Raw genomic sequence first — 12,170 nt, 5'->3', positions numbered from 1 at the left:
AATAAATCGATGATTATCTATTCTCGATAGGAGGTTAGCATTTTGGACACCGTTGTGAACCCCCAATGAAGGAACGATCGGAATGAAAATGACCAAGGCCCTGCTGGCCTCTTGCCTGTTTATGGCGGCTCCCCTGATGGCTGCCGATTACGATGTCGATGCAGCGCACACCACAGTCCAGTTCAAGGTGGGCCACCTCGGCTTCTCCGAACTGGTCGGCCGGTTCAACACCTTCAGTGGCACCTTCAGCATGGACGACGCCAACCCGGCGGCGGCCAAGGCGAGCTTCGAAATCGATGCCGCCAGCGTGGATTCCAACCACGAGGCCCGCGACAAGCACCTGCGCAGCCCCGACTTCCTGGACGTGAAGCAGTACCCCAAGATGACCTTCGTCAGCACCGGCTATGAAGGCACCAAGGACAAAGGCGTACTCAAGGGCACCCTGACCCTGCACGGCGTGTCCAAGGACGTGGCCTTCGACCTGGTCCACATCGGCGAAGGCAAGGATCCCTGGGGCGGCTACCGCAGCGGCTTCAACGCCACCACCACCATCAAGCGCAGCGAGTTCGGCGTGAACTACATGGTGCCGAACATCCCTGACGAGATGACCATCAACCTGTTCGTTGAAGGCGTGCGCAAGTAATGGGCGCAGCACTCCTGCTTCAAACCCTGGCGGCTCCTTTAGGGGCCGCTTTGCTGTCGTGGCGCTGGCCGCGGCTGGGCTATCTGTGGGGCGCCCTGGGGATCTGGCTGGTAGGCTGCCTGCTGGGCGGTGCCTATGGCCTGCCGGTCAAGGCGTGGCAGTGGCTGCCGCTGACCCTGCTGGTGCCCGCCCTGACCCAGGGTACCAGCAAGGGGATCGCCCTCGCGCTGTTCGGGGTGCTGGGCGCCCTGGTGTGGTGGCAGGGGCTGGCCTCCGTGCTGGCGAGCGAGCCCGGGATCTGGCTGGCCCTGCTGCCCGCCATCCTCTGGTCTGGCTGGACGAGCTGGCGTGGTGACAGCGAGGAGGGGCTCGGCTTCGCCCTGGCCTTCATCTGGCTGGCGCTGGTCATCGGCATCGATGGCAGCCTGCTCATCGCCCAGCTGACGGGGGCCCTGGCCGCGTTTGCCGGATTCCGTGCCCTGCTCGGCGCCTTTGCAGGGGTCAAGGTGATCCCGGCTGCCCTGGGGCTTTCACTCGCCTTCGTGCAGATGCTCGCCTGGCAGTACGTGGAAGTGCCCCTGCTGGTGCTGCTGCCGGTCTGGCTGTTGCCGCTGCTGGAACGTGCCCTGCACGGGCGCCCGGGACTCTCTCGCTGGGGGGTCTTGATCCTGGTGGCGGCCGTCGGTGCCGGAGTGAGTCTGTGGTGGGTATGGCCAGAGGCGTCACTTTACTGATTTCTGCATGAAAAACAGGCTATTACCTTAGAAATTGATGGGCTTGTCAAAGTCTGGACAGATAAAGATTGAGACCCATGGTGCTTTCGGATAAAAAGGATTTTCAATTATCTGGATACACACAGAACCCGGCTATGCCGGGTTCTGTTTGCCTGCTTTCCCGCGGCACGCTAAGGAGGCCACAGTTGCACAGTCAGGGATCTGAGCATCTGTTTTTTCGCCATTTCACCGAACAGGGATGTCTTGGGGATCTCTGCATCCTGCTGGTGACCCACCTGCTTCCCGACAGACCCGACTTCATCCAGGTGCTCGATCGGGTGGGCCGGGTCGGTGCCATCCTGCCCAAACCCAAGTCCGTGCACGGGCCGACGCTGGCCTGGGCCCAGCAGCACTACCCCGTGCTGCCCCTCAATCGCCACTGGACCTCGGATCCCGGTGAGGTGATCGCCCAGATTGCCCCCCTGGTGATGTCTCACGAGCGGCTCATCATCCTCGACATCGGCGGCTACTTTGCCAAGAGCCAGGCGGTACTGGCCGAGCACTTTGGCGCCCGCTTCATCGGGGTGGTGGAGATGACCGAGAACGGCCATCAGCGCTACGAACAGGAGTCCCTGGCGGCCCCCGTCATCTCGGTGGCCCGCAGCCCCCTCAAGCAGGCGGAAGATATCCAGATCGGCCTGAGCGTGGTCTACTCCGCGGAGTCCCTCGCGCGTACCCTGAGGCGTACCTTCAATGTCTGCCAGGCCGCCCTGTTCGGCTATGGCAAGGTGGGGCGCAGCATCGCCCGGGAACTGCGCTGTCGCAACCTGCATCTGGAGCTGGTGGAGACGGATGCCCTGCGCCAGGTGGAGGCGCTCTCCCACGGCTTCAAGCTGGTGAACAAGGCCGAGGCCCTGGGCCGCGCCGAGCTGGTGATCTGCTCCACCGGCAACGGCTCCCTCGACATCACCGATCTGCAGGCCCTGCGCCCCGGCGCCATGCTGGCCTCGGTCACCTCCGCCGACGACGAATTCGCCTTCAGCCTCGCCCAGCTGCCCTGGCCGAGCGAGGAGGTGTGTCCCCATGTGCTGGCCCTGACCCGGCCGGACGGCAGCACCATCTTTTTGCTCAACCGGGGGGAGGCGGTCAACTTCGTCCACGGCGCCGTCATCGGCGAATATGTCTACCTGGTGCTGGCGGAGATCATCGAAGGGGTGCACCAACTGGCCCATCAGGCATCCACCCCGGGCCTTCACGAACTGCCCCAGGCCACCATGCAGCGCATTGCTCGCCACTGGTTGACCGATTTTCACGGAGTCACCCCATGACAGACACCCATTTGCCCCTCGCGAAACCGCGCATCGAAATCCGTTACTGCACCCTCTGCCGCTGGATGCTGCGGGCCGCCTGGCTCGCCCAGGAGCTGCTCTCCACCTTCGACGGCGAACTGGGAGAGGTGGCCCTGGTGCCCGCCAGCAAGGGGGAGTTTCGCATCCTGGTGGACGGGGTGCTGGTGTGGGACAGGGTGGCCGACGAGGGCTTCCCCGAGGCCAAGGAGATCAAGCAGCGGGTGCGGGATGTCATCGCCCCGGAGCGGGATCTCGGCCATGCGGATCGCAAACCCGCAGCCGAGTAGGCGGCATCACCCATGATGTGAAAGAGGGAGGCGCAGGCCTCCCTCTTTCATTGCTGCCCCCGGTCAACGGTCGCCAGATGTGGCCAGCCCTTCCCCGGCGGGGAGGCCGATATAGCGGGCCCGCTTGTGGGGCTTGATGCGGCTCACGTCCACCCACACCAGGCCGTCGATGCAGTGGTTGAAGTCCGGGTCGATGCCAAAGTCCATGAACTGCACGCCCCCCGGCTCGCACAGCTCGGCGTACTGCTTGTAGAGGGTGGGAATGGCGCAGCCCAGGTTGTCGAGCCCGGCCTTGAGCACCTTGAGGTCGTCTCCGTAATCGCGCCCCTCGAACAGCGTCGGCGTGGCGGGATAGGGGCGGCGGGAAGGGGCGAGGGCAAGGGTGGGGGCGAAGTGCTGGCGATAGAAGCTCACCAGCAGATCCTTGGCCGCCGGCGGCAGGCTGCCGGAGAGGGTGACGGGCCCGAACAGGTAGCGGTATTGGGGATAGCGGGCCAGATAGGCCCCGATGCCGAACCAGAGGTAATCGAGCCCCCGCTTGCCCCAGTAGGCGGGCTGGATGAAGCTGCGGCCAAGCTCGATGGCCTGTTCCAGCCGGGGCAGCAGCTTCTCTTCGAAGCCGAACAGGGTGTGGCTGTAGAGGCCATCCAGCCCCTTGCTGGCCAGCCGTTCGGCCACCGGGGCGAAACGGTAGGCGCCGATGATGTCGAGGCGGGCGGGATCCCAGAGGATGAGATGGTGATAATCATCGTCGAAGGCATCGAGATCCCGCCGCTTGCCCGAGCCTTCCCCCACCGCCCGAAAGGCAATCTCCCGCAGGCGCCCCAGCTCACGCAGGATCACCGAGTGGCTCTGCTCGTGGCGGCGATAGAGCAGGATGCGCTGGCCGTCCGGGGTCTGGCCGAGCAGCTCGCACCCGTCGATGGCCTGTTTCAGCAGACGGCGATCCTCCGGCAGGGCGATGGGGGCCTCGGTCTGCAACCGTCCCGCCTTGCCCCGAGCGATTCGGTAGAGGTGGCCGCGCACCAGCCGGGCCGCCGTCTTGGCCGGCAGCTCCTGAAAACTGGCGAGGGGAATGCGCGCCCCTATGGTCACCGGCAGCGTCTGCCCCTGCTGGCGAAACAGTTGGCGTACCAGCAGCAGGGCGGAGGCGGGCTTGTTGAGCCAGGAGGCGAGATAGAACCAGAGGCTGTTGCGCCCTCCCAGGTGAATGGGCACCAGGGGCGTTCGGCTGCGCTGGGCCAGCTTGATGAAGCCTGCCTGCCAGGGGCCATCCTTCACCCCCTTGGGGCCGAGGCGGGAGACCTCGCCTGCGGGGAAGATAACCAGGGCCCCGTCGGCGGCGAGGTGTTCGTTCATGGCGAGGATGGCCTGCCTGTCGGTCTTGCCCCCCAGGTTGTCCACCGGCAATAACAAAGGGCGCAGCGGCGCGAGCTGGGCCAGCACCTGGTTGGCCACTATCTTGACGTCGGGGCGGATGCGCCCGATGAGGCGCAGCAGGGCCAGCCCGTCCAGGGAGCCGATGGGGTGGTTGGCGACAAGAATGACCCGGCCGCTGGCGGGAATGTGCTCGAGCTCGGCCTCGCTCACCCGGTAGTCGAAGTGGAGCTCGGTGAGGGCCTGCTCGACGAAGTCCAGACCGCGCAGGTGGGGATGGCGCGCGGCAAACTGGGCGAAGGCTTCCTCGTGCAGCAACCAGCGCAGCCCCTGCCTCATCAGGGGACGGAGGAGGGGCTGGCTGGCGAGGCGGGGCAGGTGCTGCCCCAACAGGGTATCGACGTCGAACATGGGCAAGGCTCCGCTGAACTTTGCCCCAGCTTGACGTCCCTGCGTGCCTTTCGTGTGTCGGTTGGGTGACGGTTTGATGACGGGGCGAGCCCCGTCCTTGCCCCCTTACTCAGCCCGCCAGGCAGAGGTGAGGCGCACCAGCGCCACCAGGGTGGCGACCGCTTTTTCCATGGATTGCAGGGGGATGAACTCGTGCTTGCCGTGGAAGTTGTGGCCGCCGGTGAACAGGTTCGGGCAGGGCAGCCCCATGAAGGAGAGCCGGGCGCCGTCTGTGCCGCCGCGAATGGGTTTGATCTTGGGCACCACGTCGGCGGCCTCCATGGCGGCTTTGGCCAGCTCGACGATGTGGGGATGGGGCGCTATCTGGCTGCGCATGTTGCGGTAGTTGTCCGCTATTTCCAGGGTGATGCGCGCCTTGGGGGCGTCCAGCTGCAGGGAGGCGACCCGCTCCTTGAGCTGGGCCTTGCGGGCGGCGAAGCAGTCATCGTCGAAGTCGCGGATGAGGTAGTGCAGGGTGGTCTCCTCCACCGTGCCCTCCATCCGGGCCAGGTGGAAGAAGCCTTCATACCCCTGGGTGCACTCCGGGGTCTGCTCGGCGGGCATGGCGGCATGGAAGCGGGCGGCCAGGGTCTGGCTGTTGATCATGCTGCCTTTGGCGGTGCCGGGGTGGACGTTGTTGCCTGTGATGCGCACCGTGGCGCTGGCGGCGTTGAAGTTCTCGCATTCGAGCTCGCCGAGCTCGCCGCCATCCACCGTGTAGGCCCACTTGGCCGGGAAGCGGTCCAGCGGGAAGCGGTCGGCACCGCGCCCTATCTCCTCGTCCGGGGTAAAGCCGACCCAGACATCGCCACGGGGGATCTCGGGGTGAGCCTGCAGGTATTCCACGGCGGTGAGGATCTCGGCGATGCCCGCCTTGTCGTCGGCCCCCAGCAGGGTGGTGCCGTCGGTGGTGATGAGATCCTGCCCCAGGTAGTTTTTCAGGAAGCGGTACTGGCGGATGGCCAGCACCTCGTCCCCTTTGCCAAGGCAGATATCGCCCCCCTGATAGTTCTCGACTATCTGGGGAACGACGCACTCGGCCTCGTAATCGGCGGTGTCCATGTGGGCGATGAGCCCGATGGCGGGGGCATCCGGCTGGTTGCCCGGCAGGCAGGCGGTGAGGTAGCCATGCTCGTCCAGGGTGACCTGGCTCAGCCCCATCTGCGTCATTTCATCGCGCAGGGCCCGGGCGAAGAGGCGCTGTCCCTCGCTGCTGGGGCAGGCAGGATTGGTCGCATCGGAACGGGTATGAAAGGTGAGGTAGTGGAGAAAGCGCGAAAGCAGGGTGTTCATGGGCAAGCCTCGGGTCACGAAAGAGGAGTCATTGTGGCCAAGACGGCGGCGCCGCTTATTGCGTCAGCGCAGTTTTTGATGACTTTGTGGGGGAGGGGAGGGCCATCGAGGGGGAGGGGCAGGGATCATCGCTCGGCAGTTTGCATAAAAATTCCAAAATAAAAACTGGTTAAGCAATTGCGAAAAAGCTGAATTTCCCCTCGGCCCAGCGCTGGCAAGGGGTGACCCGAAATGCGTGACGTGTTGGTTATTTTCATCGCCTCGCCCACGCACTCCCATCCCCCGCCATCCCAGAGCCCGCCTTGCTGGCAGCGAGATTTTGCCCCCCGATGAAAACCCGTTTTTTAACACGATTTTTTATTGTCACTGGCTGCGGTAAGTGTGTACACTCCGCGCCGATCCAAGGGCAACCCTGCGCAGGCCGCGTCCGCCAGACCCGCAGGATCATGACGCCTATAGGGCGAGGCACGCAGAAACGACAGACACTGCTGGGGAATGGTTTCTTTAATACCGGTTAGGCTCCGGTATCAGGGAGAACAACGGACTCTCATCTTTCAGCTGACCGAGTGGGCTTCGGGCTCATCATCTCCCTTGTCATGGGCGGTCACTGGCGTTGAGCGGGTCGTAGTGGTTGTCGTCCATCAACACGATGCGTGCTGACGTCTTCCCTTCTCTTCCTTGAAACCCTCTCCTGTCCGTCGGGATGGCTGCCGAATGATGAACAAACGGCGTGGCTGATGCCGATTGTCATCAAAGTACCGCGGTACGCCGGCAAGGTGTTACCGCATACCGTTGAGCTTGATGTAAAGCCACCAGCCCCACATCAAGACTCGTTACTTCCCAAGATCCACCAGGCAGCCTTGGCTTGCCGCGATGTGCAATGAACAGGATGTGGCGGAGCATGCTCCGTTGCGGGTCCAACGTCAGCAGGCCGCTCTGGCTTGCCGCATTTTGCAATCAATGGTCTGGATGTGATTGAGGGTAACGAAGGCGGCCCACGGCCGCTCATTTGCGAGGCATAGCCCATGACTAACTGGTCCAGCAAGGACTCCTTGAAGGTCTACAACGTTCCCTACTGGGGGGCGGGTTTTTTCAATATCAATGACGCCGGTCATGTGACCGTCTCTCCCGACAAGTCTCGCCCCGAGGCTCAGATCGTGCTGTCCGAGGCCATCGAGCAACTGCGCCAGTCCGGGCTGACCACGCCGGTGTTGCTGCGTTTCCCCGACATCCTCAAGAGCCGGGTCGATGCGCTGTTCAACGCCTTCGGTCAGGCCATCGAAAAGTCAGGCTATGAAGGGGATTACCTGTGCGTTTACCCGATCAAGGTAAACCAGCAGCGCCGCGTCATCGAGACCATCAGTCAGTCCTACAGCGACAAGCCCCGGCTTGGGCTGGAAGCGGGCTCCAAGCCCGAGTTGCTGGCCGTGCTGTCCCATCATCATGAGCAAGGGTCCGTGATCGTCTGCAACGGTTACAAGGACCGCGAATACATCCGCCACGCCCTCCTGGGCAACCTGATGGGCCACAAGGTCTACATCGTGGTGGAGAAGCCCTCCGAGCTGGAAATGGTGCTCGACGAGTCAGCTCGTCTCAACATCAAGCCCAACATCGGGGTACGCGCCCGTCTGGCGTCCACCGGCTCCGGCATGTGGGAATCGAGCGGCGGTTCCATGTCCAAGTTCGGCCTCTCCGCCTCCCAGATCCTGGCGCTGGTGGAGCGTCTGCGCAGCCTCGGCAAGCTGGATTGCCTGCAACTGCTGCACTTCCACCTGGGCTCCCAGATCGCCAACATCCGCGACATCCAGGGCGGCATCCGCGAGTGCGGCCGCTTCTACGCCGAGCTGTGCCGTCTTGGCGCCAAGGTCGAGGTGGTGGACGTGGGCGGCGGCCTGGGTGTGGACTACGAGGGCACCCGTTCCCAGAGCCACTGCTCCGCGAACTACAGCCTCTCCGAGTACGCCAACAACGTGGTCTGGGGCATCGGCGATGTGTGCCGCGAGTTCGACCTGCCGCACCCGACCATCATCAGCGAGTCCGGCCGTGCCCTGACTGCGCACCACGCCGTGCTGGTCACCAACATCATTGGTGCCGAAGGGGTGGAGGTGAACGACATCAGCGCCCCGGACGAAGACGCGCCCACCATCTTGCAGAACATGTGGAAAGGCTGGCTGGACCTGCGCGGGGAAGACCCCTCCCTGCTGGAGATCTTCCACGACTCCGTGGCGGATCTCGGTGACGTCAACGCCCAGTACACCATGGGCCTCTTGAACCTGGAGCAACGTGCCTGGGCCGAGATGCTGCACCAGAACACCTGTCTGGCGCTCAAGGAGCTGCTCAACCCGGTCAACCGCAACCACCGCGCCCTGGCCGACGAGCTCTCCGAGAAACTGGCGGACAAGTGCTTTGCCAACTTCTCCCTGTTCCAGTCCCTGCCGGATGCCTGGGGTATCGGTCAGGTGTTCCCGGTGATGCCGCTGGCCGGCCTCGAGCGTCCGCTCACCCGCCGCGGCATCCTGATGGACATCACCTGCGACTCCGACGGTCAGGTGGAGCACTACGTCGACGGTCTGGGGGTGGAAAGCACCCTGCCGATGCCGGTCTACGGTGAAGACGAAGAGTGCCACGTCGGCTTCTTCCTGGTGGGTGCCTATCAGGAGATCCTGGGGGATCTGCACAACCTGTTTGGTGACACCCACTGCGCGGAAGTGTGGCTGGATGAAGAAGGCAAGATGGACATCCGCAACGTGGTGCGTGGCGACACCGTCGACCAGCTGCTGCGTTACGTCAACATCGACCCGTCCGTGATCCGCGAGAACTACCAGCGCATCGTCTCCCACCCGGCGCTGGACGACGAGACCCGCAAGGCCCTGCTCGACGAGCTGGAGCTGGGTCTGCAAGGCTACGCCTACCTGGAAGACGAATAAGCCAGCGGCTTGTTCCCCGTCGGTCAAATGACGGACATGAAAAACGGCGCCTTCGGGCGCCGTTTTTGTTGTGCTGTTGCCTGGCTGGGGCCGGTTGGTGGGCTCGGTCACCCTGGCTGGGGGCATCCGGCCCCGGCCAGATCCGGCCACTGCCCGCTTCTGCCCGCCACCACCCTTGATCCAGGTCAAGGGGGACTCGGGCCGCTTATTTTACGGTCAAGAGTGATGTTGGTGAATGACACATAAGGATGTGCGTATGGAACTCAAGAAGGACCCGAGATGCTATACCGACGTCTGTATCGACGGTAAGTGGTATCACTACGATCACTGCAGCACTCACGTTTATATGCTGATGGGGGGCGCCGCCCCCAGCCTGCAGCTTGCCCATGAACCCGGCAGTGAAGAGGAGCTGGTGGAGATGCTCCGCCAGCACCCCCAACGCTGACTGCCTGCGGGCCATCGGGGGTATCGTCCCGGCGGCCCGCCTTGTTCAGCCCGCCTTGCGGCCCAGGATCTTCTTGCCCATCTCCAGCAAGGCCGTTGCCGCCGCATAGGTCTCGTCTGACTTGCCTATCTCGTCCGCCACGTAGAGAAAGCCGGATCTGTACTTCTCCACCGCCTCGCGGGGAGTGGCCGCGTCGATGAAATCCTCTTCCACCTCGAACCCTTGTGTCAGCAGCGCCTCCTTCTCCGTGAGGAAGGTGGGGGAGGCCATGTCGACATAGGTATATTGCTGACGGCGGGAGGCGGGGACGCTGAAGAACTGGTATCTGGCCATGGATGTGGCTCCTTTGAATAGGTGATCTGCCATGGGGGGGCGCTCGATGCACTCGGCAAGATAAAGGAGCATTCGAGTCTTGCAGCAGACTACCTTGAGTCGTGAAGGGACGCAATCGGGCTGGTGATGACCCTGGCGACATGGGCGCAGCGCCTCACCTGCTTGTCAGACAAGCACATCTTCCAGCACCCGTTGGGGAGTCTCGGGAGCGCAGTGGACAAGCAGTTGCTCCCCGGTCATGGGGCGCCCGAGCAGGTAGCCCTGCAAGGTGTCGCAGCCCAGCTCGGTCAGCAGGTCCCGCTGCTCCGGGGTTTCCACCCCCTCTGCCACGATGCGCATCTCCAGGGCCTGACCCAGGGCGATGATGGCGGCGATGATGGTGGCATCGTCGCCTCCCCGCTCCAGGGTAGTGACAAAGCCCCGGTCAATCTTGAGCTCGTTGGCGGGGAAGCGCTTGAGGTAGAGCAGGCTGGAGTAGCCGGTGCCGAAGTCGTCGATGGAGATGCCAAGGCCGAGCTCGGCCAGACGGTTGAGGATGGCGAGGCTCTCCTCGGCCTTCTGCATGGCGGTGGATTCGGTGATCTCCAGGGTCAGGTGACGGGCCTCGAGCCGATGGCGGGCGAGGGCGCCCTGCACCTCCTCCAGCAACCCGGGGCTGGCGAGCTGGATGGTGGAGAGATTGACCGCCACGCTCCAGTCGTGATGACCCGCCGCCCGCCAGGCGCTCATCTGGCGGCACGCCTCGTCGATGACCCAGTTGCCGATGGGGATGATGAGCCGGCTCTTCTCCGCCAGCGGCAGGAAGCTGGCCGGCGAGACGGCACCATGCTCCGGGTGCTGCCAGCGCAGCAGGGCCTCGGCGCCGACCACCTGGCCGCTGCGGGCACAGTATTTGGGCTGGTAGTGCAGGGCCAGCTCCCCCCGCTCCAGGGCGTGTTGCAGCTCCTTGTGCAGCAGGAACTGCTGGTGGGCGTTGGCGTTCATGGCGCTGTCGAAGTAGTAGTAGTCGTTGCGCCCCTGCTCCTTGGCGTAATACATGGCGGCATCGGCGTTGAGGGTCAGCTCGTGCAGGCTGGTGCCATCCTGGGGATAGACGGCAATGCCGATACTGGCGGTGATGTGCAGGCTGTGGTGCTCCCACTCATAGGGCTGGGCCAGGGTGGTCAGCAGCCGCTCGGCGAAGGCCGTGGTCTGGCTCACATCCCCCGGCGCCAGTGCCAGCACGAACTCGTCCCCGCCAAAGCGCGAGGCGGTGTCGCTGGCACCGAGCAGGCCGGTGATGCGCTGGGCCACCTCGGCCAGCAGCAGATCCCCGGTGTGGTGGCCGTGGGCATCGTTGATGATCTTGAAGCCGTCGAGATCGAGAAACAGCAGAGAGAAGCTGCGCTGGCTGTGCTGACACTCCTGAATGCGCTGCTCCAGCCGGTCGGCAAACAGCAGCCGGTTCGGCAGCCGGGTCAGGCTGTCATGGAGCGCCAGCTTTAGCAGCTCGTCGTGGGCCTGATGCAGGGAGGTGGAGAGCTTGGCGGCGTGGGCATCCAGCATGGAGAGCACGAAGGCGATGGCGAACACCGCCAGGGTCACGATGATGACCACGGTTGCCAGCCACTGGGTATTGAGACCGGTGTAGAGGGCCCCGCACAGGCTCTCTGCGGGGAACTGGGCCGCCGCCATGCCGGTGTAGTGCATGCCGATGATGGCAGCCCCCATCACCAGGGAGGCGAGGGCCTTGCTGAAGAAGGCGCGGGGCGAGCTGTTGCGCAGGCGAAACGCTATCCAGAGTGCGGCACCCGAGGCGAATACCGCGATGAGGATGGAGAGGATGAAGAGCCCAGGCAGGTAGTGGATGCCGGGCGTTATCTTCATGGCCGCCATGCCGATGTAGTGCATGGTGGCGATGCCGGCCCCCATCAGCACGGCCCCGAACAGGATCTGGTGCCAGGGGAGCTGGGGGCGACTCACCAGCCAGAGCGCAAAAGCCGAGGAGCCGATGGCCGCCACCAGGGAGAGACCGGTGAGGGTCAGATCGTATCCCAGCGCGATGGGCAGGTTGAAGGCGAGCATGCCGATAAAATGCATGGACCAGATGCCGATCCCCATGGCGAAGGCTCCCCCCGCTAGCCAGAGCACGGCGGCCCGTCCCCGGCTCTGGCTCACCCGGCTGGTCATGGTCAGCGCCGTGTAGGAGGCGAGCACCGCCACCAGGATGGAGAAGAACACCAGGTCCTGGCTGTAATAACTGTCGAGCATGGGGTGGGTTGGGGTCACGTTCATTTACTCTGGGGTACATCAGGGCCTGAGCCTGGGCCGGGTCAGGGGAAATCGGGTGGCAGATTGTACACCAGGCGTCCCT

General features: G+C 64.1%; 10 protein-coding genes. 6 read left to right on the top strand and 4 right to left on the bottom strand.

From position 1 onward, the window contains the following. The first annotated feature begins 82 nt into the window (after positions 1-82). The 4 genes from ACB037_RS01035 to ACB037_RS01020 all read left to right on the top strand — a co-directional run bounded on the left by ACB037_RS01035 (position 83) and on the right by ACB037_RS01020 (position 2,992). Positions 83-643, top strand: a complete 561-nt coding sequence (locus ACB037_RS01035) for a YceI family protein (RefSeq protein WP_010674176.1) — start codon at positions 83-85, stop codon at positions 641-643. Next, the gene (locus ACB037_RS01030) at positions 643-1,377 is read left to right on the top strand and encodes a hypothetical protein (RefSeq protein WP_109112719.1); all 735 of its coding nucleotides are present in this window, start codon (positions 643-645) and stop codon (positions 1,375-1,377) included. Before ACB037_RS01035 ends, ACB037_RS01030 begins: the two co-directional genes overlap by 1 nt. Before the next feature lie 185 nt (positions 1,378-1,562). Further along, positions 1,563-2,684: an adenosylhomocysteinase gene (locus tag ACB037_RS01025; RefSeq protein ID WP_103259839.1), complete on the top strand. Its 1,122-nt coding sequence runs from the start codon at positions 1,563-1,565 to the stop codon at positions 2,682-2,684. Beyond that, complete coding sequence (locus tag ACB037_RS01020; RefSeq protein WP_010674179.1) at positions 2,681-2,992, top strand: SelT/SelW/SelH family protein; 312 nt, start codon at positions 2,681-2,683, stop codon at positions 2,990-2,992. Before ACB037_RS01025 ends, ACB037_RS01020 begins: the two co-directional genes overlap by 4 nt. A 63-nt stretch (positions 2,993-3,055) precedes the next feature. Here the strand turns inward: ACB037_RS01020 and ACB037_RS01015 are convergent, their stop codons facing one another. Together ACB037_RS01015 and pepT are read right to left on the bottom strand one after the other, a co-directional pair. Beyond that, positions 3,056-4,780: a lysophospholipid acyltransferase family protein gene (locus ACB037_RS01015; protein ID WP_371174786.1), complete on the bottom strand. Its 1,725-nt coding sequence runs from the start codon at positions 4,778-4,780 to the stop codon at positions 3,056-3,058. A 105-nt stretch (positions 4,781-4,885) separates the two neighbouring features. Beyond that, positions 4,886-6,112 carry a peptidase T gene (gene pepT / locus ACB037_RS01010; RefSeq protein ID WP_323943514.1) on the bottom strand — a complete coding sequence of 409 codons (1,227 nt, stop codon included), beginning with the start codon at positions 6,110-6,112 and terminating at the stop codon, positions 4,886-4,888. Positions 6,113-7,137: 1,025 nt separating this feature from the next. Between pepT and speA the strand changes: the two genes are divergently transcribed. Beyond that, positions 7,138-9,039: a biosynthetic arginine decarboxylase gene (gene speA / locus ACB037_RS01005; protein ID WP_041212753.1), complete on the top strand. Its 1,902-nt coding sequence runs from the start codon at positions 7,138-7,140 to the stop codon at positions 9,037-9,039. Positions 9,040-9,295: 256 nt separating this feature from the next. Beyond that, entirely contained in the window at positions 9,296-9,484 is a 189-nt protein-coding gene (locus ACB037_RS01000; protein ID WP_043154249.1) for a hypothetical protein, read from the top strand. A gap of 45 nt (positions 9,485-9,529) precedes the next feature. Here the strand turns inward: ACB037_RS01000 and ACB037_RS00995 are convergent, their stop codons facing one another. Together ACB037_RS00995 and ACB037_RS00990 are read right to left on the bottom strand one after the other, a co-directional pair. Next, positions 9,530-9,817: a hypothetical protein gene (locus tag ACB037_RS00995; RefSeq protein WP_042882535.1), complete on the bottom strand. Its 288-nt coding sequence runs from the start codon at positions 9,815-9,817 to the stop codon at positions 9,530-9,532. 165 nt (positions 9,818-9,982) lie between these two features. After that, positions 9,983-12,091, bottom strand: coding sequence for a putative bifunctional diguanylate cyclase/phosphodiesterase (locus ACB037_RS00990; RefSeq protein ID WP_371174785.1), 2,109 nt, complete (start codon positions 12,089-12,091; stop codon positions 9,983-9,985). Positions 12,092-12,170: the final 79 nt, after the last annotated feature.

It is taken from the genome of Aeromonas sp. S19(2024), from assembly GCF_041402625.1.
Lineage (GTDB): Bacteria > Pseudomonadota > Gammaproteobacteria > Enterobacterales > Aeromonadaceae > Aeromonas > Aeromonas caviae.
The sequence above is the reverse complement of the archived record's forward strand: the minus strand, read 5'-3'. Positions and strand labels throughout refer to the sequence as shown.

Excerpts from the sequence above, each read along its gene's own strand:
- ACB037_RS01035 (WP_010674176.1), top strand. The coding sequence starts at position 83 with ATGAAAATGACCAAGGCCCTGCTGGCCTCTTGCCTGTTTATGGCGGCT.
- ACB037_RS01030 (WP_109112719.1), top strand. The coding sequence starts at position 643 with ATGGGCGCAGCACTCCTGCTTCAAACCCTGGCGGCTCCTTTAGGGGCC.
- ACB037_RS01020 (WP_010674179.1), top strand. The coding sequence starts at position 2,681 with ATGACAGACACCCATTTGCCCCTCGCGAAACCGCGCATCGAAATCCGT.
- ACB037_RS01015 (WP_371174786.1), bottom strand. The coding sequence starts at position 4,780 with ATGTTCGACGTCGATACCCTGTTGGGGCAGCACCTGCCCCGCCTCGCC.
- pepT (WP_323943514.1), bottom strand. The coding sequence starts at position 6,112 with ATGAACACCCTGCTTTCGCGCTTTCTCCACTACCTCACCTTTCATACC.
- speA (WP_041212753.1), top strand. The coding sequence starts at position 7,138 with ATGACTAACTGGTCCAGCAAGGACTCCTTGAAGGTCTACAACGTTCCC.
- ACB037_RS01000 (WP_043154249.1), top strand. The coding sequence starts at position 9,296 with ATGGAACTCAAGAAGGACCCGAGATGCTATACCGACGTCTGTATCGAC.
- ACB037_RS00995 (WP_042882535.1), bottom strand. The coding sequence starts at position 9,817 with ATGGCCAGATACCAGTTCTTCAGCGTCCCCGCCTCCCGCCGTCAGCAA.
- ACB037_RS00990 (WP_371174785.1), bottom strand. The coding sequence starts at position 12,091 with ATGAACGTGACCCCAACCCACCCCATGCTCGACAGTTATTACAGCCAG.